This is a genomic window from Polaromonas sp., from assembly GCF_010365105.1.
GTDB lineage: Bacteria > Pseudomonadota > Gammaproteobacteria > Burkholderiales > Burkholderiaceae_C > Polaromonas.
Genome location: NZ_JAAFGZ010000017.1, coordinates 21,765 through 47,037, shown reverse-complemented (window position 1 = coordinate 47,037; position 25,273 = coordinate 21,765). Strand labels below are relative to the sequence as shown.

28 protein-coding genes are annotated in these 25,273 nt (G+C 58.0%); 11 read left to right on the top strand and 17 right to left on the bottom strand.

Translation table 11 applies throughout. The features are described 5' to 3' along the window. Positions 1-212 precede the first annotated feature (212 nt). From GZ092_RS12620 to GZ092_RS12585, 8 genes are all read right to left on the bottom strand, one after another. A complete protein-coding gene (locus GZ092_RS12620) occupies positions 213-422 on the bottom strand; it encodes an AlpA family transcriptional regulator (protein WP_293636864.1) in 210 nt (69 codons plus the stop codon). A gap of 140 nt (positions 423-562) precedes the next feature. Next, positions 563-1,891, bottom strand: a complete 1,329-nt coding sequence (locus GZ092_RS12615; protein WP_293636862.1) for a tyrosine-type recombinase/integrase — start codon at positions 1,889-1,891, stop codon at positions 563-565. Positions 1,892-2,403: 512 nt separating this feature from the next. Beyond that, positions 2,404-2,691: a hypothetical protein gene (locus GZ092_RS12610; RefSeq protein WP_293636861.1), complete on the bottom strand. Its 288-nt coding sequence runs from the start codon at positions 2,689-2,691 to the stop codon at positions 2,404-2,406. Positions 2,692-3,049: 358 nt separating this feature from the next. After that, a complete protein-coding gene (locus tag GZ092_RS12605) occupies positions 3,050-4,036 on the bottom strand; it encodes a recombination-associated protein RdgC (RefSeq protein ID WP_293636860.1) in 987 nt (328 codons plus the stop codon). Between the two features lie 162 nt (positions 4,037-4,198). Beyond that, entirely contained in the window at positions 4,199-4,753 is a 555-nt protein-coding gene (locus GZ092_RS12600) for an NUDIX hydrolase (protein ID WP_293636859.1), read from the bottom strand. A gap of 213 nt (positions 4,754-4,966) precedes the next feature. Next, positions 4,967-5,662: a fumarylacetoacetate hydrolase family protein gene (locus tag GZ092_RS12595; protein ID WP_293636857.1), complete on the bottom strand. Its 696-nt coding sequence runs from the start codon at positions 5,660-5,662 to the stop codon at positions 4,967-4,969. 159 nt (positions 5,663-5,821) lie between these two features. Beyond that, positions 5,822-6,865 (bottom strand): tripartite tricarboxylate transporter substrate binding protein, encoded by a 1,044-nt coding sequence (locus GZ092_RS12590; protein ID WP_293636855.1) that lies wholly within the window; start codon positions 6,863-6,865, stop codon positions 5,822-5,824. Positions 6,866-6,886: 21 nt separating this feature from the next. Continuing rightward, positions 6,887-7,189 carry an antibiotic biosynthesis monooxygenase family protein gene (locus tag GZ092_RS12585; protein WP_293636853.1) on the bottom strand — a complete coding sequence of 101 codons (303 nt, stop codon included), beginning with the start codon at positions 7,187-7,189 and terminating at the stop codon, positions 6,887-6,889. Positions 7,190-7,406: 217 nt separating this feature from the next. Here GZ092_RS12585 and GZ092_RS12580 point away from each other — a divergent pair, with 217 nt between their 5' ends. The 8 genes from GZ092_RS12580 (at position 7,407) to pgeF (ending at position 12,769) form a co-directional block, all read left to right on the top strand. Continuing rightward, a complete protein-coding gene (locus GZ092_RS12580) occupies positions 7,407-7,769 on the top strand; it encodes a roadblock/LC7 domain-containing protein (protein WP_011802192.1) in 363 nt (120 codons plus the stop codon). Positions 7,770-7,779: 10 nt separating this feature from the next. Then, complete coding sequence (locus tag GZ092_RS12575; RefSeq protein ID WP_293636848.1) at positions 7,780-8,292, top strand: PAS domain-containing protein; 513 nt, start codon at positions 7,780-7,782, stop codon at positions 8,290-8,292. Further along, the gene (locus GZ092_RS12570) at positions 8,289-9,038 is read left to right on the top strand and encodes a phosphate/phosphite/phosphonate ABC transporter substrate-binding protein (protein ID WP_293636847.1); all 750 of its coding nucleotides are present in this window, start codon (positions 8,289-8,291) and stop codon (positions 9,036-9,038) included. The genes GZ092_RS12575 and GZ092_RS12570 overlap by 4 nt, the downstream gene beginning before the upstream one ends. Then, positions 9,031-9,633: a hypothetical protein gene (locus GZ092_RS12565; protein WP_293636846.1), complete on the top strand. Its 603-nt coding sequence runs from the start codon at positions 9,031-9,033 to the stop codon at positions 9,631-9,633. Before GZ092_RS12570 ends, GZ092_RS12565 begins: the two co-directional genes overlap by 8 nt. Continuing rightward, positions 9,630-10,526, top strand: a complete 897-nt coding sequence (locus tag GZ092_RS12560; protein WP_293636845.1) for a hypothetical protein — start codon at positions 9,630-9,632, stop codon at positions 10,524-10,526. Before GZ092_RS12565 ends, GZ092_RS12560 begins: the two co-directional genes overlap by 4 nt. Positions 10,527-10,584: 58 nt before the next feature. Then, complete coding sequence (locus GZ092_RS12555; RefSeq protein WP_293636844.1) at positions 10,585-11,202, top strand: hypothetical protein; 618 nt, start codon at positions 10,585-10,587, stop codon at positions 11,200-11,202. 95 nt (positions 11,203-11,297) lie between these two features. Continuing rightward, complete coding sequence (gene maiA / locus GZ092_RS12550) at positions 11,298-11,936, top strand: maleylacetoacetate isomerase (RefSeq protein WP_293636842.1); 639 nt, start codon at positions 11,298-11,300, stop codon at positions 11,934-11,936. Positions 11,937-11,938: 2 nt separating this feature from the next. Further along, the gene (pgeF, locus tag GZ092_RS12545) at positions 11,939-12,769 is read left to right on the top strand and encodes a peptidoglycan editing factor PgeF (protein ID WP_293636840.1); all 831 of its coding nucleotides are present in this window, start codon (positions 11,939-11,941) and stop codon (positions 12,767-12,769) included. Here pgeF and GZ092_RS12540 read toward each other — a convergent pair. Then, positions 12,674-13,186, bottom strand: a complete 513-nt coding sequence (locus GZ092_RS12540) for a hypothetical protein (protein WP_293636838.1) — start codon at positions 13,184-13,186, stop codon at positions 12,674-12,676. The two genes, pgeF and GZ092_RS12540, sit on opposite strands and share 96 nt — an antisense overlap. Here GZ092_RS12540 and phaC point away from each other — a divergent pair. The 3 genes from phaC (at position 13,119) to phbB (ending at position 17,008) form a co-directional block, all read left to right on the top strand. Then, positions 13,119-14,882 (top strand): class I poly(R)-hydroxyalkanoic acid synthase, encoded by a 1,764-nt coding sequence (gene phaC / locus GZ092_RS12535; RefSeq protein WP_293636837.1) that lies wholly within the window; start codon positions 13,119-13,121, stop codon positions 14,880-14,882. The two genes, GZ092_RS12540 and phaC, sit on opposite strands and share 68 nt — an antisense overlap. Positions 14,883-14,989: 107 nt before the next feature. Beyond that, complete coding sequence (locus GZ092_RS12530) at positions 14,990-16,168, top strand: acetyl-CoA C-acetyltransferase (protein ID WP_293636836.1); 1,179 nt, start codon at positions 14,990-14,992, stop codon at positions 16,166-16,168. Positions 16,169-16,270: 102 nt separating this feature from the next. Then, complete coding sequence (gene phbB, locus GZ092_RS12525) at positions 16,271-17,008, top strand: acetoacetyl-CoA reductase (RefSeq protein WP_293636835.1); 738 nt, start codon at positions 16,271-16,273, stop codon at positions 17,006-17,008. A gap of 127 nt (positions 17,009-17,135) precedes the next feature. Here phbB and GZ092_RS12520 read toward each other — a convergent pair whose 3' ends face one another. The 8 genes from GZ092_RS12520 to GZ092_RS12485 all read right to left on the bottom strand — a co-directional run bounded on the left by GZ092_RS12520 (position 17,136) and on the right by GZ092_RS12485 (position 25,264). Beyond that, positions 17,136-17,435, bottom strand: a complete 300-nt coding sequence (locus GZ092_RS12520) for a helix-hairpin-helix domain-containing protein (protein ID WP_293636834.1) — start codon at positions 17,433-17,435, stop codon at positions 17,136-17,138. A gap of 103 nt (positions 17,436-17,538) precedes the next feature. Continuing rightward, positions 17,539-18,546, bottom strand: coding sequence for an ADP-glyceromanno-heptose 6-epimerase (gene rfaD, locus GZ092_RS12515; RefSeq protein WP_293636832.1), 1,008 nt, complete (start codon positions 18,544-18,546; stop codon positions 17,539-17,541). Positions 18,547-18,580: 34 nt separating this feature from the next. Next, the gene (rfaE1, locus tag GZ092_RS12510) at positions 18,581-19,522 is read right to left on the bottom strand and encodes a D-glycero-beta-D-manno-heptose-7-phosphate kinase (RefSeq protein WP_293636831.1); all 942 of its coding nucleotides are present in this window, start codon (positions 19,520-19,522) and stop codon (positions 18,581-18,583) included. 19 nt (positions 19,523-19,541) lie between these two features. Next, entirely contained in the window at positions 19,542-20,687 is a 1,146-nt protein-coding gene (gene lapB / locus GZ092_RS12505; RefSeq protein WP_293636830.1) for a lipopolysaccharide assembly protein LapB, read from the bottom strand. Next, complete coding sequence (locus tag GZ092_RS12500) at positions 20,677-20,961, bottom strand: LapA family protein (protein ID WP_293636829.1); 285 nt, start codon at positions 20,959-20,961, stop codon at positions 20,677-20,679. The genes lapB and GZ092_RS12500 overlap by 11 nt, the downstream gene beginning before the upstream one ends. A gap of 61 nt (positions 20,962-21,022) precedes the next feature. Beyond that, entirely contained in the window at positions 21,023-21,337 is a 315-nt protein-coding gene (locus GZ092_RS12495; protein ID WP_293636828.1) for an integration host factor subunit beta, read from the bottom strand. A gap of 68 nt (positions 21,338-21,405) precedes the next feature. Then, positions 21,406-23,094: a 30S ribosomal protein S1 gene (rpsA, locus tag GZ092_RS12490; protein ID WP_293636827.1), complete on the bottom strand. Its 1,689-nt coding sequence runs from the start codon at positions 23,092-23,094 to the stop codon at positions 21,406-21,408. 166 nt (positions 23,095-23,260) lie between these two features. Further along, positions 23,261-25,264 (bottom strand): bifunctional 3-phosphoshikimate 1-carboxyvinyltransferase/cytidylate kinase, encoded by a 2,004-nt coding sequence (locus GZ092_RS12485; RefSeq protein WP_293636826.1) that lies wholly within the window; start codon positions 25,262-25,264, stop codon positions 23,261-23,263. Between the last annotated feature and the right edge of the window lie 9 nt (positions 25,265-25,273).

Below are 25,273 nucleotides of genomic sequence, written 5' to 3'. Positions count from 1 at the left end.
TAAAAGAATGGCAATCACATGACTACATAAATTGGTGGTAAAAATACATGCTTTGTTAGAGTAAATTTCAGCGCCCAATTATCTGATATTTTGGTTGTTCTGATTTAAGCAATACCTTCTCAGCAACGAAAAAAGCCATTTGAAATTTCTTTCAAATGGCTTTTGATTTTTTGTTCAAGTCTATGTGCGACTTGTGTGGTTTATGTAGTAGATCAGTGTAGTAAATTTCTGTCATTAATTTTGGATGTAATCCATTCATCGACTTCATTTGATGGCCAAGCCACGGATTTTGATGTGATCTTGACTGGGCTTGGAAATTGACCTTCTCCAATCATTTTATAAATAATTGATCTACCTAGCCCCGTTTGATTTTTAACGTCATCAAGTCGGAGTAGGGTAATTTTGGGTGTTGGGTTTGTCATGAATTGCCTTTCAAAGCTTTGAAATATTTAATTGTTTCTGCTTCTTATTTATCCCAAAAAATACACGCGTTGTGAATCTCGGTGGACTTACGCGGAATTTGGTTGATATTTCCTATGTCTTTTTATGGCAATGCTGTTTTTCACGCTGCACGTACAGTGAGTACGTTGTTTGGCTTATTTTGAAGGAGGTCAAGCCTTTCACCCCATAACTTCCATGCTTCGCGCATAGGCCCCTCGTAGGTAGCTCGTTGATATATACGCTTCATCTTGCTTTCTTCAGTATGGTTCAAGCATTTCTCAACAACATCCGGTAGAGCACCTAGTTCAGCCATAGCAGTGGCTCCTGTGCGACGCAAGTCATGTGGCCGCCATTGACCACCTGCAAGCTGTAGCGCGTCAATTTGCTTGGTCCTGCCTGACATTGGCCCATTAGTGCGCTGGCGGTCGGCAACTTGCTTGGTCACTGTTTTGGGGTCTAGCGGCCCGGTTAGCTTTGAGTTGGGGAAGAGCCATGCTGTAGCGCCAGTGATGTTTCTCAGAATTTCAAGTTGACGTATCGCAAAGTCACTCAGCCATATTTGATGCGCTTTTCCATTTTTTGTATGAGGCAAAAGCCAGAGTTTCCGTTCGATATCCACATGTTCCCATCGTGCTGCCACAGTTTCCCCAATTCGTGTAATAGTCGCCATTTGAAGGAGAAGGGCACATTGCGAAGTCGTCGCCAAGCCTGACAAAGGTAGTTTTTTTAAGAGGTCGATCAATTCGGCTTCGTTCAAAACCCTTTCACGTTCACCGTCTGGTCCAATCTTTGCTTTTTTGATTCGCGCTGTCGGGTCTGAATCTACAAAATCTCGGTCCATCGCGAAGCCGAACATTTGTCGTAGGTCTGACAGGACGCGTTTTGTCATTCGAACAATGTCCCGCGCCATCATGGAATCAACAATATGTTGAACGTGCGCTTTCTTCACATCTGCCACGGCCATATCACCGATGAGCGGAAACACATCGCGCTCAAAGGCCCGTTGGGCTTCTGCTCCGTTGTCAACTCGATGTTTTAGAGAAAGCGTACGCCAAAGGTCAAATAAACCCCTGACGGTCAATCTTGCCTGTTTTTCTGCGATTTCTTCCAAACGGTCGAGTTGATGATGGTGTGCTTCAACCTTGTCAACTTCGATCTTCAGCTTGTCGGCAGCTTTTCGTTCGATAGGGTCAATCCCTTTTTTTACTTCGCTGCGCAGTTTGTCGCGTTCGGTTCGCAAAAGTTTGAGAGTGAGCTTGGGCCACGAGCCAATACGCATCTGACGGGTTTTGCCGTTTAGCTTGAACCTCCACTGGAAATCAACACTTACCGGATCGTTTTCATCCTTAGTTGCTCGTACCATGCCGAACATAGAACCGCCATCCGTTAGTCGCTTTCCGTTATCCGTGACCTTTAACGCCTCAAGTGCTTTTACCGTTATCAATGACATATCAATTGCCCCCACTATTGCCCCCACTGTGGGAGTGGCTCTAAGTGTAACTTGATGGCACTCAGTGGACAATAAAAAACTTATGTTCCGACAAGTATGTTGATTTATATAGAGATTTTTTTGTTTCTAGAAATGTGGTGGTTTTGCGTGGACGAGCCGGATGTAGCATGGGGTGCAAGGGGTCGAAGGTTCGAATCCTTTCACACCGACCAATAAAATCAAGGGGTTACAGATTTCGGTCCGTAACCCCTTTTGTTTTTTCATGCTGCGTGTCCTGCTGGCATCCGGTTTAGTCTCATAGCGCCTCAATTAATCCTGCACAGATCGTCAAATGCGCAGCAATTAAAACTCACCCTTTGCCTGATTTGCTGCGGGCAGCATCAGGAACGTTGAGGCGACTTCTGCTCACCGCGCGCAAGTGAGTGCTACAGACCATACTGCAACTTTTCAATTCAGCATGATTCCGTTTCAGGTGGAAATAGCTCTGTACGCGTTGTTCACGCTTTGACCGTTCATCGGGCAGTTCGGGTTGGATAAGCAACAACAGATTCCGCTTTGGGCCGCTCGATTTCGTCGCGTAAGTCTTCCGGTGGTTGACGGGGCACCATGGGCCGAACCTGATGCGAGTTTTTGATTTCTGACTCAATGCGGGCAATTCTTTCGGAATACATTTTTGCCAGTGCCGCATGGTGTTCTGCTGCTGCCTGATGCTCAACCCAAGCCAGATTCGCCTCTTCAAGGTACTCAAAGGATCTGCGAATGTGCGCTTCGATGCGTGGCCTGAATAAACGAAATCTCATGACGCCCTCCTGTCGAGATGTAGTCTGATGACTGTAAAAAACAAACCAGTCTGGAAAAATTTCTTGTCAAGACTGTTGAATCATTCATAACTGCCCAATCGGGTTTTGTCAATCAGACAACTCTGATTTCATGGCGTTCAACTTTGGCTTCGAAATTCGCAGCAGATATCTGCCGAATTTTTTCACTTCTGTTGCTCACAGAGACCAAACGCAATCTCACTCTGCCCAGCTGTTTTCTTCGAAATCTGTAACAGAAACCAGGCTTTCAATCCTGGTCGAAGCAACACTGCAAGGACTTGAAAATTTCACCTAACCGCCGTGCAATCGCCATGCGCGGTCTTTTCGGTCAGTTCGGCTTTTATGCGGCGGCGAGAAGGCGTTCTGGCGCTTGCCCGGCTGCTGCTGGCGGAGCCGATGCGTCCATGGACAACTCACCGCCTAGCGCTTCCAGCAGGTCCGGGATCAGCGCCGACAGCTCGCCTGTGACAATGGCGGCATCGGTGTCAAAGCCGTCGTCGTCCTTGCCGTTTTCCTGTACCCCGTCAAGCACCACGTCGAGCAGCTTGATCTTCCGGACCTGGGCCATGTCAGTCAGCACGAACGACACCCGCTCGTTCCAGGTCATGGCCAGCTGCGTGGGCACCTTGCCCGAAGCAATGTGCTCGGCCACTTCGTCGATCTCCAGCGTGTGGCGTGAATAGCGGACGGTTGACTTCTGGTCGTCAGGCATCTTGAGTTCGCAGTCGCGGTCTACGGTAAACCCGACGGGCGCTTCGCGGCTGGCCAGCCAATGCGCCATCGCGGCGCTGGCTGCCATGGTGGTCTGCACCGGCTTGGCCATCAGGCCGGGTCGGGAGCCGGGAATCTCGCTCAGTGCCTCGATCAGCTGGCTGACCACCTTGTCGGCACCGGCCAGGCTGGCTGAATCAACCACCAGGAACTTGTTGTCCGGATCGATCCACAGCGTCGTCGATGACCGCTTGGTGAAAGCGCGCGGCAGCAGTGACTGCAGGGCTTCTTCCTTGAACTCTTTCTTGATCTTGGCGCTGGCGCGTTCGCGACCGGTTTCCTGCTTGTACTTTTCGACGCGTTCTTCCACCTCGGCCTTGACGGCGGAGGCGGGCACCGGGCGGCGCTCGATGCTCAGCCGCAAGATGACCTGCGTGCCTACGGTTTCAACCATCACCGTGCTTTTATTGCCGCGCGGCGGCACCCAGCCGACCGATTCAGGCTGCGTTGCGCCGCAGGGCATGAACTGGGCTGTCTGGAGCACCTCTTCCAGCGCTTCGAGCGGTGGCAGAACAAAATCGGTGGCGATGCGAAAAAAAGAGGCGGATTTGAACATGGGGTTCCGGTGTTGGGGGATTCGGGTGAATAGGGAAAGCGTCAACGGCGAAAGCCGGAGCAGGAAGGCTGTAATAAAGAGAGGCGAAAGCGAAGCCTGAAATTCTAAGCCCGGCCTGCATGGCCAAATACGCCGGGCCCGGAGGGAAGCCGGGTAGGAAGGTCAGGAAACATCCAGCACATGAATGCCGAAACGGCCCTTGCGCCGATCGTCAAAATAGCATTCCAGCGTTTCCCTGACGGTTCGAAATGCAATCTCGTCCCACGGGATTTCGGACTCTGTGAACAATCTGGCTTCGATGGTTTCGTGGCCCGGATTGAAGTCGGTGCTCAGCAGCCTGGCCCGGTAGTACAGATGAACCTGGCCTACGCGGACCACATTCATGATGCTGAAGAGGTCCTGCATCTCATACTGCGCGCCCGCTTCCTCGTCGGTTTCGCGGGCAGCGCCTTCTGCCGTGGTCTCGCCCATTTCCATGAAGCCGGCCGGCAATGTCCATTTGCCCCAGCGCGGCTCGATATTGCGTTTGCACAGCAGCACCTGCCCGCCGTCCTCACCCCACACCGGCACCGTGCCGACGACGTTCAAGGGGTTTTCATAGTGGACGGTGTTGCAGCCCGGGCAGACTGCCCTCTGCTTGGTGTCGCCGTCATCAGGCAAGCGGTAAACCACGGCGGTGCCGCAGACGCGGCAGTGTTTCAGAGGGGGACGATGCATCAAATGAGTGTAGCGGCTTTGGCGTTTGACTTCGGTTCGTGGCAGTGTTCAGGGCTTTGATATGCTTCAAAAAGCATAGCTAAAAAAGCATGCCAGTAAAGCGCAGAGGGCATAAATGACCAAAAAATACAGTCAGGCCGTACGGGCCGACCGAGTTTTCCCGGGCGCCGGATGGCCGCCATTGCGGCCGCATCCGGCCACGGGCTTGATCGCTCAGGAAATCTGGATGCTCAGCGGCTCCAGGCCCGCGACGCCGCCCGTCAGGGTGTCGCCTTTCACCACCGCTGCCACGCCTTCGGGCGTGCCGGTGTAGATCAGGTCGCCGGGCTGCAGTTCCCAGGCGGCCGACAGGTGCTCGATCGATTCGGCAATCGACCAGATGAGCTTGGACACATGGCTTCGCTGCCGGTCCTGGCCGTTCACCTGCAGATAAATTTCAGCATGCTCCACATCGCCGGCCTGGGCTGCCGGGGTGATCGGACCGATGGGCGCGGATTGCTCGAACGCCTTGCCAATGCACCAGGGACGTCCCTGCTTTTTCATCTCGTTTTGCAGGTCGCGGCGCGTCATGTCCAGGCCCACTGCATAGCCAAAGATGTGATGCTGCGCGTCGGCCGCCAGGATGTTCTTGCCGCCCTTGCCAATCGCCACCACCAGTTCAATTTCGTGGTGCAGGTTGTGGGTCAGGCTGGGGTAGGGCATGCTGGCCTGGGAGCCGGCGTCCACCGCAACAATGGCGTCTGCGGGCTTGAGGAAAAAGAACGGTGGCTCGCGTCCGGTGAACCCCATCTCCTTCGCATGCTCTTCATAGTTGCGGCCGACGCAATAAATGCGGTGGACCGGAAAGCGGTCTTGCGTGCCGACGACAGGCACTGAAACGGTGGCGGGCGGCGTGACGACAAAAGACATGGCGGGAATTCCTTGACAGGTCTGTGCCCGGACCGACGGCCGGGCGGTTAAAAAAGTGGGAAACCTACACGAAGGCCTGGCAAAAGGCCCGCTGCGCAGTGTGCCACGGTGGCCGCAGCCAAACAGCTCAACCGCTAGCCATCCATCGCTGGCCTGGCGCTATTCAAGCCTGATGCCGCGCGTCTGGATGATGTTGCCCAGAATGGCGGTTTCGTCCTTGAGCCGGCTGCGCAGCCCGTCAGGCGATGTGCCGACGGCTTGCCAGCCCTGCGCAAACAGCTTCTGGCGCGTGTCGGCATCCCGTATGATGCGCGGCACTTCCTGGGCCAGCCGTGCCTGCGCCGCGCTGGACAGGCGGGCCGGGCCGATCAGCGCGGTCCACACCTCCAGGTTGACATTTTTCAAGCCAGCTTCGCTAAGGGGCGGCACGTCGGGTGCGAGCAGGCTGCGCCCGCCTGTCAGGCCAATCGCCCTGAGCTTGCCCGAGCGGATATGCGGCAGGGCGATGCCGGGCGGTATCAATGCCATCTGGATCTGGCCGCCCAGCATGGCCGTGACCACTTGCGGGTTGCCTGAATACGGGACATGGACCGGCGTCAGGCCGGTCGAGCGCTGCTTGATCAGTTCCATGCCCAGATGCCCGACCGATCCGTTGCCGACCGATCCGTAGTTCCACTGGCTGCCAGCCTGCCGCGCCGCCGTGAAGAATTCGGCTCCGCCCGGAAGGCTTGCCGGTGCAACCAGCATCAGCGGCGCGGTGGTGAGCAGCGAGAGGGGCGCAAAGTCCCTGGCAGGGTCGTAGGGCAATTTGGCATAAAGCTGCTTGGCCGAGGTCAGGTTGCCGTTGATGACGATGCCCAGCGTGTGATCGTCCAGGGCCTTGGCGACCAGGTCCGCGGCGATATTGCCCGACGCACCCACCCGGTTCTCGACAATGACCGGCTGGCCCAAGGCCCTGGATAACGGCTCTGCCAGCGTTCGGGCCGACATGTCCGGGGTTGATCCTCCGGGAAAGCCCACCAGGATGCGCACCGGCCGGGTCGGCCAGGTGGGTGCAGTTTGCGCGTTTTTGTCAGTGTTTTGCGCTGTTGCGCAAATGGGCAGGGCGCAAGCAGCTATCAAAAAAGTAGTATTTACGGCATGGGTTGAACAAGCGCGGCCAAGCCGTTTCAGCCGGCTGGGTATCAGGTCAGGAACTTTCATTTTTTTTAACGCAGTCTTTCATCAGACGGATTCCACTGCCAGATTGAAGTGCTCCACTGTGGGCGGGCCTGCAAAGAACGGTCCGACAATTGCCCGCCAGTCGGCAAATGCAGCCGACTCGCGGAAATCGACGGTGTGGTTTTCCAGCGTTGCCCAGCGGATTTGCAGCAGGTAACGCTCGGGGCTTTCGATGCCCTTGAAGACCTGGTAGCCCTGAAATCCTTTGGCATGGGCAATCACGGTACGAACGCCGCGTTCGATGGCTTCGTCAAAAGCGGTCTGCTGACCGGGGTGGATACGGATGTCGGCAAGTTCGAGAATCATGAATGCTCCGGTGAAGGGGGTGATTGCAAAGGCATCACTCTAGCGGCAAATTCATTCTGCACGGCCGTGTGCATGCGCAATCGGATCAGGATCGTTAAAAAAATCGTCAGCATCAATGACCTCTTTTGAAGTAGTGTTGATTTGTATCAGTTGTAACTTCGTTTTTGCGTTATTTAATGTTTCCAACGAATTTGAATGCACGACTACGGAGTAAATGATGCGCACAGACATGTTTCAGCAGGCGCTGGAGGACTTGAACGGCTCGACAGCCGACATCGAGGCTTCAGCGCTGATTTCGACCGACGGCCTGATGATTGCCTCGGCCCTGCCGCATGGCATGGACGAGGACCGTATCGGCGCCATGTCGGCTGCCTTGCTGTCGCTGGGCGAGCGCACCGCACGCGAACTGGCGCGCGGTACGCTGGCGCGGGTGCTGATCCAGGGTGAGCGCGGCTACGTCATCATGAGTTCGGCAGGGCCTGAGGCCGTGTTGACGGTGCTGGCCAAGTCGAATGCCAAGCTCGGCCTGATCTTTCTGGACATCAAGCGGGCAGCCGAAACGCTGTCCAAGCTGATCTAAGGGAGTCGCCATGCAACTTTCCGACATGACCCGGCCGACCCTAGATGCCGTCGAGTCCAGGCTGACCTACACCGACGGAACCTCCCGGACGGTTTTCACCACCGTTGTGGAAGTGCCGTTCCCCGAAGGGCGCCTGATTGTTTCCCGCACCGACCTGGAAGGCATCCTGACCCATGCCAACGATGCGTTTGTCGAACTGAGCGGCTGGGAGCGCGACGAGCTGATTGGCAAGCCGCACCATATCCTGCGCCACCCCGACATGCCCAAGGCCGCGTTCAAGGGGCTGTGGGACACGGTTGCCGAGGGCAAGAAGTGGCATGGCTATGTCAAGAACCTGCGCAAGGATGGCTCTTACTATTGGGTGTATGCCACCGCCGTTCCCAATATCCGCAACGGGCAGATTGCCGGCTACACCTCGGTTCGGCGCAAGCCGTCGCGCACCCGCATTGACGAGCTGATTCCGGTGTACCGGCAGTGGCTGGAGCAGGAACAGACTCAGGACCCAGAGAAAGCTGCACCATGACCCTCAATTTCCTGATCGCCCCTGATTTTTCACCCGAGCGTTTTGCTGGCTGGCACATGCTCAACACCCTGCTGCAACGCCGTTCCGGCATCAGGCTGCATCTGCTGACCCCGGCCAGCCCGCCGGAACAATCCAGCCTGCTTGCCGGGGGTGACGTTGACCTGGTCTATGCCAACCCGTTCGACGCTGTTGACATGATCCGCCACCAGGGTTACGTGCCGTTCGCCCGGCCCGCCGGGAAGTTTGACGAGATGGTGATTGCCACCGCCGCCGAATCGGCCTTGCAACGGCTGGAGGACATCCGGCCTGGCAGCCGCATTACGCTGACCGACAACAAGGACGTCAAGCTGATCGGCCTGCGCCTGCTGGAGCCGGCCGACCTGACGCAAGACCTGATCGAATGGGTGCCGGTGGACAGTTTCCAGGCGGCGGCGCGCCTGACGATCAAGGGCGATGTGCAGGCCGGGTTTTTCCTGGCCGAAGCCTATGCATCGCTCACACGCATGACCCGCAGCCAGCTGCGCATCCTGGTGGAAAGCCGTATCAGCGATATCTCGCACGTGGTGCTGGCGCACCCGCGCATGGCCGGCGACCTGCCGCGCGTCAGCCAGGCCTTGCTGGGCATTGGCAGCGAGCCTGCAGACCGCGACGTGCTGGACGCGTTGGGCCTTCCCCAAGGGTTCGAACCCATGAACCAGGAAGACGCGGAATTCATGATCGACCTCATGGACACGCTCCTTGACTGACACGGCACCAACGGATGGCACGGCACCGCGCCTTCGCGATGCCCGACTCGCCGTGCGGCGGCATGCGCGGCGCATGCTGCGCGTTCCGGCCGACCATGACGCCCATATGGCGCGCCTGCAGGCTGCGCTGGAACTGCCCGGCGCCGAACCGGTACAGGGGGCGCTGGCCGACCTGTTCAGCTGCTTTGGCGCGCCACACGCAATGCTCAAGCGCACCGCCCTGCAACTGGCAAAAGGACGGCTTTCGGCACATGCGGCCCGCTGGTTCGAAGCGCAGATCGGCCAGTCGCCCTTGCCCGTCATCAACCCGCTGGCCACGCGCTGGAGCGTGCTGGCCCATCCTTCGGCCGATATTTCCACCCGCTCGCGGCGCTGTAGCGCGGACGATTCGCGCCTGCTGGCCGGGCAGGCGGTGCGAGCCTTCGAGGCGGGGGATACCACGGCCCAAAATGAATTCCTGCACCACTGCGTGACTTGCCATGACAACCTGGCCTTCATGCTGGCGCGTCGCGACTTGCGCAAGTCGGGTGCGGACCTGCCCGACGACTGGGAAGCGGTCAGCCTGCAGCTGGAACAACCCCGGGAGACGACATGAACATCGCACTGGTCGGCCTGACGGCACGCGAAGAAGTGGCCCTTGGCATGCTGGTGGGCAAGACATTGCCCGGCTGGCAGTGCCTGCCGGCAACGGACGGACCCAGGGCGCCCATGCCAGCCGCAGACCTGTACGTGGTCGATCTGGCGGGCAGGGGAATGGCGCGCTGGACCGATGCGGCGCAAGGAGAACTGCTGGATTCGCTCGGCGGCGCGCCCGCCGTGCTGGTGGCGCCCGCTTTTGACCAGACCTGGTCGGCGCTGGATGCACTTCTCATTCAAGGCCAGCCGCTGGTGCTGCTGCACAAGCCCTACGGCGTCGAAGCCATGCGGGCTGCGCTCCAGCAGGCAGCGGCCCGGGCGGTCCCCGCACCATCAACGACCCTGCAGGCGAAAAAGCCAGCATCGCCTGGCAGGACGAGTGCCCCCCAAGCCCGTGCAGTTTCGCGGCCCTTGTTGCCCGTGGCGCCTGCCCCGACCCTACCTCCTGCCAGGGTACTACCCGCCCCCATGCCGACCGTAGCGGCACCGGTCCTGGTTGAGCGCACGCTGGCCTGCAGCGAGTTCCAGGCCCAGATGGGTCCCTTGAGCGGCAAGCCACTTTTTCTGCGAAGGCTGGCTGAATCGCTGGGGCAGCAGCATCCTTTCGAACTACGGATATCGTTTGTCAACCGGATGATTTTTCATCCCGGAGAGCAATGGGCCGCGAGCAATACGCCTGCGCCTGCGCTGGCGCAGCTGTGCCGGGACGAAGAATTGGCCTTTAGCGTCGAGATCGACCCGATCGACGGTCAGGATGCAAGGGCGCGTGCGGTGCGACTCGACATCCCCGCAGAGCCGCTGGAAGCCTTGCTGTGGACACTGGCGCACGACTTTGCCGACCCCCGGCCCTGAATCTGCCGCGCGTTTGCCAGAAAACCTTTTTTAACTTTCTCTTAGCCGAGCACCTGCCATGACCCTGACTGCATCCGAATGCTTCATGCTGACGCCTGCCGGCGTGCTGCATGCGTTTGCCCACAAGACGCCGGATGACACCGCCACCGCCCTGCAAAGCCTGCTGGTCGGCGAGCATTCATTGAGCCTGGCCGACTGGACTGCCGCCGAGCCGTCGGCGCCCGCTGTGCTGGCTGGCGCGCTGGAACGCGGCTGGGTGCAGGCGCTGCCCGGATCGCTTCAGGGTCCCGATGCCCGGCTGGACGATTTTTTGCAGCATGTGATTGCCTCGCTGTCGGGCGAACGCCGTGCAGTCCTGGCGTCTGAAGGCGGATTTTGCCTGGGCCGCGCCGGCGTCGGCCAAGATGAGGCCGAACTGCTTTGCGCTGCCGCTGCCGACTACTCGGATTTCGCGGCACGGCAGGCACGGCGCGGCTGGGACGGCGCCACGCGCTATGTGTCGTTTCACAGCGACCCGGAATTCTTGCTGCCTGACCAGGCTTTTCTGCCCTTTTGGGTGGACGGTGCCGGCTACTGGCTGATCGTGATGGGCGAACCCCTGCTGAACAATCCCGCGCTGGTCGAATTGCTCTGGAGCCTCAAGCAGGCCGGAACCCGCTTTGCCGCCATTGGCTGACCCGCCGGCCTGTATTCGTATTCACCCCATCTGCCAGCCCAGCCGCGGCGCTGCCGAAAAAGCAGGAAAAACGATCCCGGTTTATGCTTTCGGCTATGAAGCTGCATAACTATTTCCGTTCTTCGGCGTCGTTCCGGGTGCGCATCGCGCTGGAACTCAAGGGCCTGGCCTACGACTATGTGGCGGTCCAGCTCACTAGGGACGAGCACCGCAAAGCGCCCTATGCAGCGCTTTCTGCTGACGGCCTGGTGCCGCTGCTGGAAGCGGAGGGCGAAAATCTGTCGCAGTCGATGGCCATCATCGAGTACCTGGATGAAACGCATCCCGCGCCTGCGCTGCTGCCGGCCGACGCACTGGGCCGCGCCAAAGTGCGGGCGCTGGCGCAGTCGATTGCCTGCGAAATCCATCCCCTCAACAACCTGCGCGTCCTCAGGTACCTTGTGCGCGACCTGCATGTCAAGGACGAGGAAAAAAACCAGTGGTATCGCCACTGGTGCCGTGAAGGACTGGAGGCCTTCGAGCGGCAGCTTGCCCGCTTGCCCGATTCAGCCTATTGCTACGGCAACACCCCGACGCTGGCCGACTGCTGCCTGGTGCCGCAAATTTACAATGCCTCGCGTTTCGACGTGAGTTTGGATAGCCTGCCGCTCACCATGGCCGCCTACCATGCGTGCATGGCGCTGCCAGCCTTTCAGAAGGCCCAGCCGTCTGCCTGTCCTGACAGTCAGGCTTGAGGGTGTCCGGCCGTTTTCATTCTGACTGGCTGGTTCCGGACTGGCCCGCGCCGGCCGGTATCAAGGCCGTTTTCACCAGCCGCGCCGGCGGCGTTTCGGCTGTGCCGTTCGACACGATGAACCTGGGCAGCCATGTGGGCGATCTGCCCGCATCGGTTAACGCCAACCGCCAGCTGCTGAAGAGGGCCACGGGCGCCGAGCGCGCCGTCTTCCTCGACCAGGTGCATGGCGCCCGGGTGGAACTGCTGGACCCGGATACTCCCGACGGCCAGTCTGCAGATGCCTGCATGACGCTGCATCGCCAGCTGGCCTGCACCGTCATGGTGGCCGACTGCCTGCCGGTGCTGCTGGCCTCCCTGGACGGCACCAGGGTCGCCGCAGCCCATGCCGGCTGGCGGGGGCTGGCCGGCAGCGGTGATGCCGCAGGGCAGGGCGTCATCGAGTCGGTTTTTGAATCTTTGAGTGCTCTTGCGCAATACCAGCATGCACAAGCAGCTACAAAAATAATAGCTTGGCTGGGTCCGTGCATCGGGCCTGCGGCGTTTGAAGTGGGCCAAGAGGTGAGGGCCGCGTTTGCCGCACGGCAGACGCAAGCAGCGCATTGCTTTACCGCTATCGGGCCGGGCAAATACCTGGCCGATTTGCCAGCCCTTGCTCGCCTCAGGCTTCAGGCACTGGGTGTCACACAGGTGTATGGAAACGACGGGAGCGCCCCCTGGTGCACAGTGGGCAATCCCTCAAGGTTCTTTTCTCACCGGCGTGATACCGGTATCACTGGCAACGGCTTCGGCACCACCGGGCGCATGGCTGCCTGCATCTGGCTCGACGGCTGAAGCAGTGGCTGGAACCCCAACCTGACGGGTGGAGGCCAGATGGCTTGCCCGCGCTTCGGCCTCACGCTTTTTAATCGCCTTGTTGCGCGCAGGAGCTCCCATCAGGTAAACCACCAATATCACCGGACCTACGCCATAGAGTAAAAGGGTAACCAGCGCGCCCAAAACGGTTCCATTGCTGCTGGCGGCTTCGGCAGCGCTCATCATCAGCACGACATACATCCACGCGATTACGACCAAATACATAATGAATTCATGCTTTCTTGTCAGGATCTGAAAAGTAATTGATAGGATACTGGCTGCAAGCAAATGGCGTTTGCCAGCACACTGCATCACCGAGGAAACATTGATGAATTCTGAACTGAACTGGACACAGGCGAGCCAACAAATGCAGGAAACCCTAGGAGAAGGGATCAAGCAGGCGATGTCGTCCTTTGGCGCCAAGACTGCGCCCGGCTTTCCAGCGATGGACATGTCGGTGTTCAAGTCCCTCGCACCTTCCCAGCCGTCCATCACGTTCGAGCCTTCCAAGCTTCTTGAGCTTCAGCAGCAGTACATTGCCGGCGCGTCGGCTCTCTGGAACCAGGGCCTGCATGCCGGTGAAGAGGCCGTAAAGCCGGTTGACCGGCGTTTCTCCGATCCTGCCTGGCAGGCCAGTCCGGTGTCGAAATTCCTTGCCTCGGCCTATCAGCTCAACGCCACCACCCTCATGGGCCTGGCCGAAGCCGTCGAAAGCGACGCCAAGACCAAGGCGCGGCTGCGTTTCGCGGTCGAGCAGTGGATGGCGGCTTCAGCGCCCAGCAACTTTCTGGCGCTGAATGCCGAAGCACAGAAAAAAGCCATCGAAACCCGGGGCGAGAGCATCGCCAAGGGCATGGCGAACATGCTGCACGACATGAAGCAGGGCCATGTCTCCATGACCGACGAAAGCATCTTCGAGGTCGGCAAGAACGTCGCCACCACCGAAGGCGCCGTGGTGTTTGAAAACGAGTATTTCCAGTTGCTCGAATACAAGCCGCTGACGGACAAGGTCTATGAAAAGCCCTTCCTGATGGTGCCGCCCTGCATCAACAAGTTCTACATCCTGGACCTGCAGCCTGAAAATTCCCTGATCCGCTATGCCACGGCGCAAGGTCACCGGACCTTCGTGATGAGCTGGCGCAATCCCGACCAGACCATGGCTGGCAAGACCTGGGACGACTACATCGAGAACGCACCCATCAAGGCAATTGAAGTCGTGAAGGAAATCACCGGCGCCGACACCATCAATGCCCTGGGTTTCTGCGTTGGCGGCACGATCCTGAGCACGGCGCTGGCGGTGCTGGCTGCGCGCGACGAAAAACCGGTGGAAAGCGTCACACTGCTAACGTCGTTGCTGGACTTCAGCGACACCGGCATCCTGGACATCTTTATTGACGAAACATCGGTCAAGTACCGTGAAGCCGAAATGGGCAAGGGCGGCTTGCTCAAGGGCAAAGATCTGGCATCCACCTTCAGCTTTTTGCGCCCGAACGATCTGGTCTGGAACTATGTGGTCGGTAACTACTTGAAGGGTGAAACCCCACCGCCTTTTGACCTGCTTTACTGGAACAGCGATTCGACCAATCTCCCAGGACCCTTCTATGCCTGGTACCTGCGCAATACCTATTTCGAAAACAACCTGATCAAGCCCGGAAAAATGGTGGTGTGTGGCGAAAAGGTTGATCTCGGCAAGCTCGACATGCCGTTCTACCTCTATGGCTCGCGCGAAGACCATATCGTGCCGATTGGCGGCGCCTATGCGTCAACCCAGGTTCTGCCAGGCAAGAAGCGCTTTGTGATGGGGGCGTCTGGCCATATTGCGGGCGTGATCAATCCGCCCGCCAAAAAGAAGCGCAGCTACTGGACGAACGACCAGTTGACGTCCAGCCGCACGGCGGGCGACAAATACCCGGCGTCGCAGCAAGATTGGCAAAAAAACGCCACCGAGCATGCTGGCAGCTGGTGGACTGACTGGTCCGACTGGCTGCAGAGCCACGCCGGCAAGCAGATTGCAGCGCCCAAATCCTATGGCAGCCGCAAATTCAAGGCCATCGAACCCGCACCTGGCCGCTACGTCAAGGTCAAGGCCTGAAGCAGGCTGAACACTGTTGCAGGTTTCAGGTGCGGACACGTTCCATCCTCCCGGAGCTTTGATTCGGCAGCGCCCAGATGCAACTAATAATTTTTTAAGGAGACAACATGGAAGAAATCGTTATCGTGTCAGCAGGCAGGACCGCTGTTGGAAAATTCGGCGGCTCGCTGGCAAAAGTACCTGCCACCGAACTGGGTGCTGCGGTTATCAAGGCCGTGCTGGAGCGTTCGGGCCTGAATGCTGAACAGATTGGCGAAGTCATCATGGGCCAGGTGCTTGCTGCCGGAGCAGGCCAGAACCCGGCTCGCCAGTCCGTGCTCAAGGCCGGATTCCCCCAGGGCATCCCGGGCCTCACCATCAACGCCGTTTGTGGTTCCGGCCTGAAATCCGTCATGCTCGCCGCCCAGGCTGTGGCCACCGGCGACAGTGAGATCGTGATTGCCGGTGGCCAGGAAAACATGAGCGCTTCTCCGCATGTGCTGAACGGCTCGCGTGACGGCCAGCGCATGGGCGACTGGAAATTGGTCGATACCATGATCGTGGACGGCCTGTGGGACGTGTACAACCAGTACCACATGGGCATCACTGCGGAAAACGTCGCCAAGAAGTACAGCGTCAGCCGGGAAGCCCAGGACGCGCTGGCGCTCGCCAGCCAGACAAAGGCGGCTGCGGCCCAGGATGCCGGCAAGTTCAAGGATGAAATCATCCCCATCTCGATTCCCCAGAAAAAGGGTGACCCGGTGGTGTTTTCATCCGACGAGTTTCTCAACCGCAAGACTAGCGCCGAAGGTCTGGCAGGCTTGCGCCCGGCCTTCGACAAGGCGGGCAGCGTCACCGCAGGCAATGCCTCCGGATTGAACGACGGTGCGGCTGCGGTCATGGTCATGACCGCCAAAAAGGCAGCAGCCCTTGGACTGACGCCCCTGGCACGAATCGCCAGCTACGCCACAGCCGGTCTGGACCCCGCCTACATGGGCATGGGCCCTGTGCCGGCTTCAACCAAGGCCTTGCAGCGCGCAGGCTGGAAAGTGCAGGATCTTGACCTGCTCGAAATCAACGAGGCGTTTGCCGCCCAAGCCTGTGCAGTCAACCAGGAAATGGGCTGGGACACCAGCAAGGTTAATGTCAACGGCGGCGCGATTGCCATTGGCCACCCGATTGGCGCGTCCGGTTGCCGCATTCTGGTCACCCTGCTGCACGAAATGGTGCGGCGCGATGCCAAAAAAGGCATTGCCAGCCTGTGTATCGGCGGCGGTATGGGGGTTGCCCTCACGCTGGAACGCTGAATATCAGGTAAAACAGTCACGCGCGTTTGCCAGCAGGGCGTGAGCAGCTATTAGATTAATAGCAAAATTTTTAAATAAGTCCAACGATCCTAGGAGAAGACAATGAGCAACAAAGTAGCGTATGTAACGGGGGGCATGGGTGGTATCGGAACCGCAATTTGCCAGCGGCTGGCCAAAGACGGTTTCAAGGTCATTGCTGGCTGCGGCCCCACGCGTGATTTCACCAAATGGCTTGATGAGCAAAAGGCGCTGGGTTATACGTTTTATGCGTCGGTAGGCAATGTTGGCGACTGGGAATCCACCGTCGCTGCCTTTGACAAGGTCAAGGCAGAGCATGGCCCGGTCAGTGTGCTGGTGAACAATGCGGGCATCACGCGTGATGGCCAGTTTCGCAAGATGAGCAAGGCAGACTGGGATGCGGTTATCTCCACCAATCTGGACAGCATGTTCAACGTGACCAAGCAGGTCATCGAAGACATGGTGACAGCAGGTTTTGGCCGTGTCATCAACATTTCGTCGGTCAACGGCCAAAAAGGCCAGTTTGGCCAGGTGAACTACTCCACCGCCAAAGCCGGCTTGCATGGCTTTACCATGGCCCTGGCGCAGGAAGTGGCGTCCAAGGGCGTTACGGTCAACACGGTGAGCCCTGGCTATGTCGGCACCGACATGGTGAATGCCATTCGCCCTGAAGTGCTGGAAAAAATCGTTGCCGGCGTCCCGGCCAAGCGTCTGGGTAAACCCGAAGAAATTGCATCGATCATTGCCTGGATTGCATCCGACGAAGGCGGCTACGCAACAGGCGCCGACTTCTCGCTCAATGGCGGTCTGCACATGGGTTGATAATTTGGACGCTTTCGCTTTCAAATGAAAAAACCCGCTTTCGAGCGGGTTTTTTCATGGGCAATCGAATTAAGTGTTCAACCTAGACTCGTGTGCATTGAGACCAAGCCATGCGACAAGCGTCTGGCTATTTTTGGATTGGTTTTGCATCAACCATGTCTGCTCCGTAAGCTGCGCCGCCCACCGTCAGGCCTTGTGTAGACAACTTTGCTGCGCTTTTGTCGCCCAAACCCTTGATGCGTCCGATGAAATCTGCCCAGCTTTTAAACTCTGATTTTTTACGCTCGGCAACAATCAGCCGGCTGGTGGCAGGTCCGACACCCTTGATTCCATCGAGTTCAGCTTCGCTGGCTTGATTGACATCGACGGCGGCAAAGGCTGTCGAGAAGGAAAGCGCTGTAAAAAACGCCAGTAATTGTTTAAGCATTGAAAATCCTTGAACTGAATCGCTAGGTAAAGCGACACAAGCCTGTGTTCAATGCAAGCCTATGAAGGTTCACGACAGAAAAAATCGGGAATTGGAAACGCAGTTATTTCCTACTGTTGTTGAGCCACTGCATATAAGCTGCCACCCCGGTTTGCACATCAGCGAAGGCATGTCCGCAGCCTGCCGCTCGCAGGGCGCTCAAGTCGGCCTGCGTATAGCTCTGGTACTTGCCAACGAGTGCTTCGGGGAAACCGATGTAATCAATCATGCCTCCGCGCACGGCCTCTTCAAGACTCAATGGATCTGCATTCTGGCCTTGGCGCAAGGTGTTGACGACGGCAATCGCGACATCGTTGAACGGTTGGGCACAGCCTGTTCCGAGATTGAAAATGCCTGATTTTTCGGGATGGTCAAAAAACCAGAGATTCACGGCCACCACATCGTCGATAAAGACAAAGTCGCGCATTTGCCCGCCCGGGCCATAGCCGCCGTAGTCGCCAAACAGCTTGACCTTGCCCTCGGCCTGAAACTGGTTGTACTGGTGAAAGGCCACGCTGGCCATGCGGCCCTTGTGCTGCTCGCGCGGGCCATAGACATTGAAATAGCGGAAACCCGCAACTTGCGTCTGCGCATTTTCAAATCCCTTGCCGATCTCGCGCCGCAGGTGCTGGTCAAACAGCAGTTTGGAGTAACCGTAGACATTCAGCGGTTGTTCGAATTCCGGAGACTCGCTGAAGGTGTCCGAGCCCCCGTACGTGGCGGCTGACGAGGCATACAGCAGGCGGGTGTTCTGGCTCTGGCAGGCACGAAACAGATCACATGACAGGGTGTAGTTGTTGGCCATCATGTATTTGCCGTCGAGTTCCATGGTATCGCTGCAGGCTCCCTCATGGAAGACCGCCTCGATGTGTCCGAAGGCACTCTCAGCAAACTGACGATAGAAATCGGCGGCATCGATGTAGTCGGCAATCTTCAGGTCGGCAAGGTTGCGAAATTTGTCGCCTTGCGTCAGGTCATCCACCGCGATGATGTCATCAATGCCGCGCGCATTCAGTCCCTTGACCAGGTTGCTGCCGATAAAGCCGGCGGCGCCGGTGACTACGATTTTCATGAAATGTCCTAGCAGGTTAAGGGAGCTGAATCGCTCATAAAGCCGCAAAAAGCTCGCTGTAATTAACGGTGGCCGTTCCAAATTTTCCCACCACGATGCCTGCGGCACGGTTGGCAATACGTACCGCCTCGCGCAGACTCAAACCGGCCGCTGCCATGGTGGCCAGCGTGGCAATCACGGTATCACCAGCGCCGGTGACGTCAAACACCTCTCGGGCCACCGTGGGCACATGCAGTTCCCCCTGCGCATCAAACAGCGTCATGCCTTCCTCGCTTCGGGTGACCAGCAAAGCCTGAAGATTGAGCGCCGACCGCAAATTGTGGGTCTTGGTACGCAATTCGTTTTCACTGCTCCAGGGACCAATGACATGCTCCAGTTCTGCGCGGTTGGGCGTGATGATGCTGGCATTCCTGTAGCGTTCGAAATCCGAACCTTTGGGGTCCACCAGAACCACCTTGCCGGCAGCCTTCGCCTGGGCAATCATGGCCACAATGTGTGCCAGGCCGCCCTTGCCGTAATCCGAAAACAGGACTGCCTGATGTTCTGGGTAAAGGGTCTCAAAGGTGGCGGACTGGGATGCCAGAACTTCATGTTCAGGTGTGTTTTCAAAGTCGAGCCGCAGCAATTGCTGCTGGCGCCCGATCACGCGCAATTTGACCGTGGTTTTAAGATTTGCGTCACGGCCGAAGTAGGGCGTGATGCCGGTTTTCGCGACCAGGTCTTCCAGCGTATGGCTGGCTTCATCTTCGCCCACCACCGTCAGCAGGGAGGCCTGCGCGCCCAGCGTCACGATGTTGTAGGCCACATTGGCGGCTGCGCCAATCCGTTCTTCGGTACGGGTCACGCGCACGACAGGCACGGGCGCCTCGGGCGAAATACGGTCCACCGCACCGTACCAATAGCGATCCAGCATGGCATCGCCCACCACCAGGACGCGGGCCGATGCAATTTTTTCAGGAGTGATGGTCGGGTTCATTTTTATAAGTTCAACAGCTTTACAACTCTTCAATGCGGCGCACGGGGTAGCTGTCCCACGCCTGACAGCCTGGGCAATGCCAGAAATGCTGGGTGGCTTCAAAGCCGCAAGCGGCACAACGGTAGCGCATCAGGGGTTTGGTCGCCTGGTCCATAGCCCGCTGCACCAGCGTGTGGTGATATTCGTCTTCGAGTTTCTCTCCTGCAATCCACTTGCCGGCCGCCACCAGGGAAATTTCACGCTCCATGTGCGCCACATACCATTTTCGGGCGGACAAGGAATCTTTTTCAAGCTTGACAATAGCCTCGATCAGGTCAATCGAAGGGATCTGGGCATAGCCAGTCTTGAGCAGTACCAATGCGGCTTGCTGCTCGCCCATGCTTTGCGCCACGTTGGCCAACAGGTTGGCCGCCAATGGCAAGGCCTGTGGGGCAACCGTGGTGAGCGTGCGCAGTGTCTGAAATGCCTCCTGTCCCTGGCCTAGCTGATTTTGGAGCTTGGCCAGATCAATCAATGGCCTGGCGGAAGCAGGCGCCATCGCGACAGCCTGTGTCAGAAGATCAAGGGCCACACCGGCATCGCCTGTGGCGATGGAAGCACTCGCCTGCTCGCACAAATAATGCGATTGCCGTGTACTGAAACTGCCGTGGGTGGAATTCCCCAGTCGGGCGGCAATTTCAGTAGCATTGACCCAGTCACGCGAACGCTCGTAAATCGACAGTAGCGCAAGCCGGGCTTCCTCTTCAAACGGGGTGCCTTCGAGCTTGCGAAGTGCAGCCTCTGCACGATCAAGCAGGCCGGCTTTCAGGAAATCCAGTGCCAGTGCATGCTGGGCGCGCTCGCGCTCGGGCTGGGTCAAGTCGCCGCGCGACATCAGATGCTCATGAACCCTAACGGCACGCTCATATTCGCCACGGCGTCTAAACAGGTTGCCCAAGGCGAAGTGCAACTCGGACGTGTCGGGGTCGTTCTGGACAGCTTCAATAAATGCATCAATGGCCTGGTCTTGCTGCTCGTTGAGCAGAAAGTTCAATCCCTTGAAGTAGGCTTTGGGTGCCTGACGGTTTTCGATGCGCAGTTGCCGCAGATCCAGCCGGGATGCCAGCCAGCCCAGCGTAAAGGCAATGGGAAATCCGAGCAGAACCCAGGTGAAGTCAAATTCCATGTTGAAGCGGGACAGGGTTGTTCTCGGCTTCAGTGGGCACCGCAGTCGATTCAGCGGCTAAAGCAGCTTTGCGTTTTTTCCACCAGCGCGGCATCATGACAAGAATACCCATTGAAAGACCGCAGGCAAAGGTGACCAGCACCACCAGCACCAAGGGCGCTTGCCACAAGGTGCCAAAAAAGAAATGCACTGCAACCGTTTGCTGGTTGTTCAGCGCAAAAGCAAAAAGCGTAAAAAAAATGGCTGCCTTGAGCAGCCACATCAGGTATTTCACAGGCAATCCCCGGAGTGGTCTGGCAATTGTAGCCAGCCACCGAGCGAGAAAGCCGTACGAGTCAACTCGACAGCGGAACCTTAAGCAATTCTTCCGTTCGTGCATCGACCGCTTCGCGCAAGGCCTTGCCCGGTTTGAAATGCGGCACCCGTTTTTCAGGGATGGCCACACTCTCGCCGGAACGGGGATTGCGACCCATGCGGGGAGGGCGCCGATTGATGGAAAAACTGCCAAAACCCCGAATTTCAATCCGGTTGCCGCGCACCAGGGTGTCAGCCATTGCGTCAAGAAGTGTCTTGACCGCCAGTTCGGCATCACGGTGCGTCAACTGGCTGAATCGGGCTGCCAGTTCTTCGACTAAATCGCTTCGGGTCATCCGGAATTATCTGGTTGGGGACAGAGCACATGGGCGGCAAGCCGCGTCATGTGGACTGTCCCGCAAGATTACTTGGATTCGCTGCTGTCCAGCTTGGCGCGCAGCAGGGCGCCCAGGCTGGTCAGGCCGGCGCTTTCACGCGACGACTGCTGGCTCAGGGACGCCATGGCTTCTTGCTGGTCGGCGTTGTCCTTGGCTTTGACCGACAACTGGATGTTGCGGGTCTTGCGATCCACGTTCACCACGACTGCGGACACTTCGTCGCCTTCTTTCAGCACATTGCGCGCGTCTTCAACGCGGTCACGGCTGATTTCGCTGGCACGCAGGTAGCCAATGATGTCTTCACCCAGATCAATCTCGGCGCCCTTGGCATCCACGGTCTTGACCTTGCCGGTCACAATCGCGCCCTTGTCGTTGATCGACACGAACGTGGTGAACGGGTCGGAATCAAGCTGCTTGATGCCCAGGGAGATACGCTCGCGGTCCACATCGACAGCCAGCACGATGGCTTCGACTTCCTGGCCTTTTTTGTAGTTGCGAACAGCGGCTTCGCCGGGCTCGTTCCACGAGAGGTCAGACAAATGCACCAGGCCGTCGATACCGGCAGCCAGGCCCACAAAGACGCCGAAGTCGGTGATCGACTTGATCGGTCCCTTGACGCGGTCGCCGCGCTTGGTTTCCACAGCAAATTCCTGCCATGGATTGGCCTTGCACTGTTTCATGCCCAGGCTGATGCGGCGCTTGTCTTCGTCGATTTCCAGAACCATGACTTCGACTTCGTCGCCCAAGGCCACGAGCTTGCTTGGAGCGACGTTCTTGTTCGTCCAGTCCATTTCGGACACGTGCACCAAGCCTTCGATGCCTGGCTCGAGTTCCACAAACGCGCCGTAGTCGGCAATGTTGGTGATCTTGCCGAACAAACGGGTGCTTTGCGGGTAGCGGCGATTCACGCCCATCCATGGGTCGTCGCCCATTTGCTTCAGACCCAGCGAGACACGGTTCTTTTCGGTGTCGAACTTCAGGATCTTGGCCACGATTTCTTGTCCAGCCGTCACCACTTCGCTTGGGTGACGCACACGGCGCCATGCCATGTCGGTGATGTGCAGCAGGCCGTCAATACCGCCCAGGTCAACGAACGCACCGTATTCGGTGATATTCTTGACAATGCCCTTGACGGCAGAGCCTTCTTTCAGGGTTTCCATCAGCTTGGCGCGCTCTTCGCCCATGCTGGCTTCGACCACAGCGCGGCGTGACAGCACGACGTTGTTGCGCTTGCGATCGAGCTTGATGACCTTGAATTCCATGGTCTTGTTCTCGTACGGAGACAAGTCCTTGATGGGGCGGGTGTCGATCAGCGAGCCGGGCAGGAAAGCGCGGATGCCGTTGACCAGAACGGTCAGGCCGCCCTTGACCTTGCCGCTGGTCTGACCGGTGACGAATTCGCCGGATTCCAGGGCTTTTTCCAGGCTCATCCACGAAGCCAGGCGCTTGGCCTTGTCGCGGGACAGCAGGGTGTCGCCGTAGCCGTTTTCGACGGAGTCGATGGCGACGGAGACAAAGTCACCGACCTGGACTTCAACTTCGCCCTGGTCGTTCTTGAATTCTTCGAGGGGAATGTAAGCCTCGGACTTGAGGCCGGCGTTCACAACCACGTGGTTGTGATCGATGCGCACTACTTCAGCGGTGATGACTTCACCGGAGCGCATTTCAGAGCGTTCGAGTGATTCGTTAAACAGGTCGGCAAATGATTCAGACATGAATTTCCTAATCCACACAACAGGTTTCCAACAGCGAAATTGCTGTTGTTTTTAGGACTGCTTGCGGCGGTTTGGTGAGGTTTGGCGGTCTAACGACAGGTTGGACCGCGGGTTACTTAAAGTATCCCTGCCAACCCTGTGGCCCGTTAAGGGTGCGCATTGAGGGTCAGAAGGGCCGGGTGCCTTGCCACCAGTCCATTACCAGATCGAGAGATTCTTCAATCGAGAGATCTGAATTGTCCAGTAGCCAGGCATTTTCAGCAGGTTTTAACGGTGCGGCTTTGCGGGACATGTCCCGTTGGTCACGCGCTTCCAAATCCTGCTGAATGGCGGCGATTGTAATCGCAATTCCTTTTGAAATCAATTGCTTGTGCCGTCGTTCGGCGCGATGCAAGGCGCTGGCGGTCAGGTAAATCTTGAGCGGCGCGTCGGGAAACACGACCGTGCCCATGTCTCTGCCGTCAGCCACCAAACCAGGCAGTTGCCGGAAACTGCGCTGCAAGTCCAGCAAGGCACTTCGGACCTGAGGATGCGCCGAAACCTGTGAAGCTGCCATGCCGGCAACTTCCGTGCGAATAGCCTCTGAAACATCTTCCTCGGAATCGCCGTTAGTCAGAAAAATGCGGTCGCCCTTGAACCGCACCGGCAAGCTGCGGGCGATCTGCGCAACTGCGTCGCCGTCATCGAGTGACAGGCCGGCACGCAGGGCTGCGAAAGCGCTCAGGCGATACAGGGCGCCAGAGTCCAGGTAGTGATAACCCAGATGATGCGCTGTCAGTGCTGCCAGCGTTCCTTTTCCGGAGGCCGTGGGGCCGTCCACGCAAATCACGGGTATCTGGGCGTCTTGGGCTTCAGTGACCGAGAAAAGCGTTTCAAAATAGTCTGGAAAAGTCTTGGCAACGCACTTGGGGTCCAGAATCCGGACCGGCAGTTTGGCCGGGTTGAAGGCTGCCAGCGAAAAACACATGGCGATGCGGTGATCGTCATAGGTGTGAATGGACGCCGGGTTCCAGTCGCCAATCTGTTTGGGTGGAGAGATTTTCAAATAATCATCACCTTCTTCCACGATGGCACCAAGCTTTCGCAACTCGCAGGCCATGGCCGCGATGCGGTCGGTTTCCTTGACGCGCCAGCTGGCGATGTTGCGCAGAACAGTAGTTCCTTCGGCATACAGCGCCATCACGGCAAGCGTCATGGCGGCATCCGGCATGTGGTTGCAGTCCATGTCCACTGACTTGAGTGGCCATGCACCGCGCGACACGTGCAGCGAATTGGCCGTACTGTCGATGCGGGCACCCATCAGGCAGGCCGCTTCGACAAACTTGATATCGCCCTGAATCGAATCTGCGCCTACCCCCAGGATTTTTAAGCCATTTTGGCCATTTGCGCTGGTTGCTATTGCGCCAAGCGCTATGAAATAACTAGCAGAAGAGGCATCGGCTTCAACATGAATCTCACCGGGTGACTGGTAGACACTGCCGGCCGGAATCGTGAAACGCTGCCAGCCTTCGCGCTCGACCTGAATGCCGAAACGATTGAGCAGATTGAGCGTGATCTCGATGTAAGGTCGTGAAATCAATTCTCCGATGACTTCGATGCAGATGGCTTTCCTGGCCACCAACGGCAGCGCCATCAAAAGCGCAGTGAGAAACTGGCTGGAAACGTCGCCCCGGACACGAATCGCATGGTCAAGCTTCAAAACGCCGGGACGCAGCCGCAAGGGGGGAAAGCCCTCGTCCCCCAGGTAGTCGATGACGCATCCCAGTTGCCTGAGGGCATCAACCAGATCGCCAATGGGCCGTTCGTGCATGCGCGGCACACCCGACAGTTCAAACTCGCCCCCCAGCAGTGCCAGTGCAGCGGTCAGGGGCCGCATGGCGGTGCCTGCATTGCCCATGAACAGTGTGGCTTTGCGTTCGATGAGCTGGCCGCCCAGTCCGCCGATTACGGCGGTGTCGCCGTTTTGCATCACTGTGCAGCCGAGCTGCCTGAGCGCCGTGAGCATGACAGCGGTATCGTCAGAAGCGAGTAAATCATGAACCGTGGTCTGGCCACGACTCAACGCGGCCAGCAGCAAGACGCGGTTGGAAATGCTTTTGGAGCCTGGCAGGCGGACCTCGCCTGCGGCACTAGCCAGCGGCGGAAGGTCGAGAAACTCGGTGTCGTACATGAAACGGTG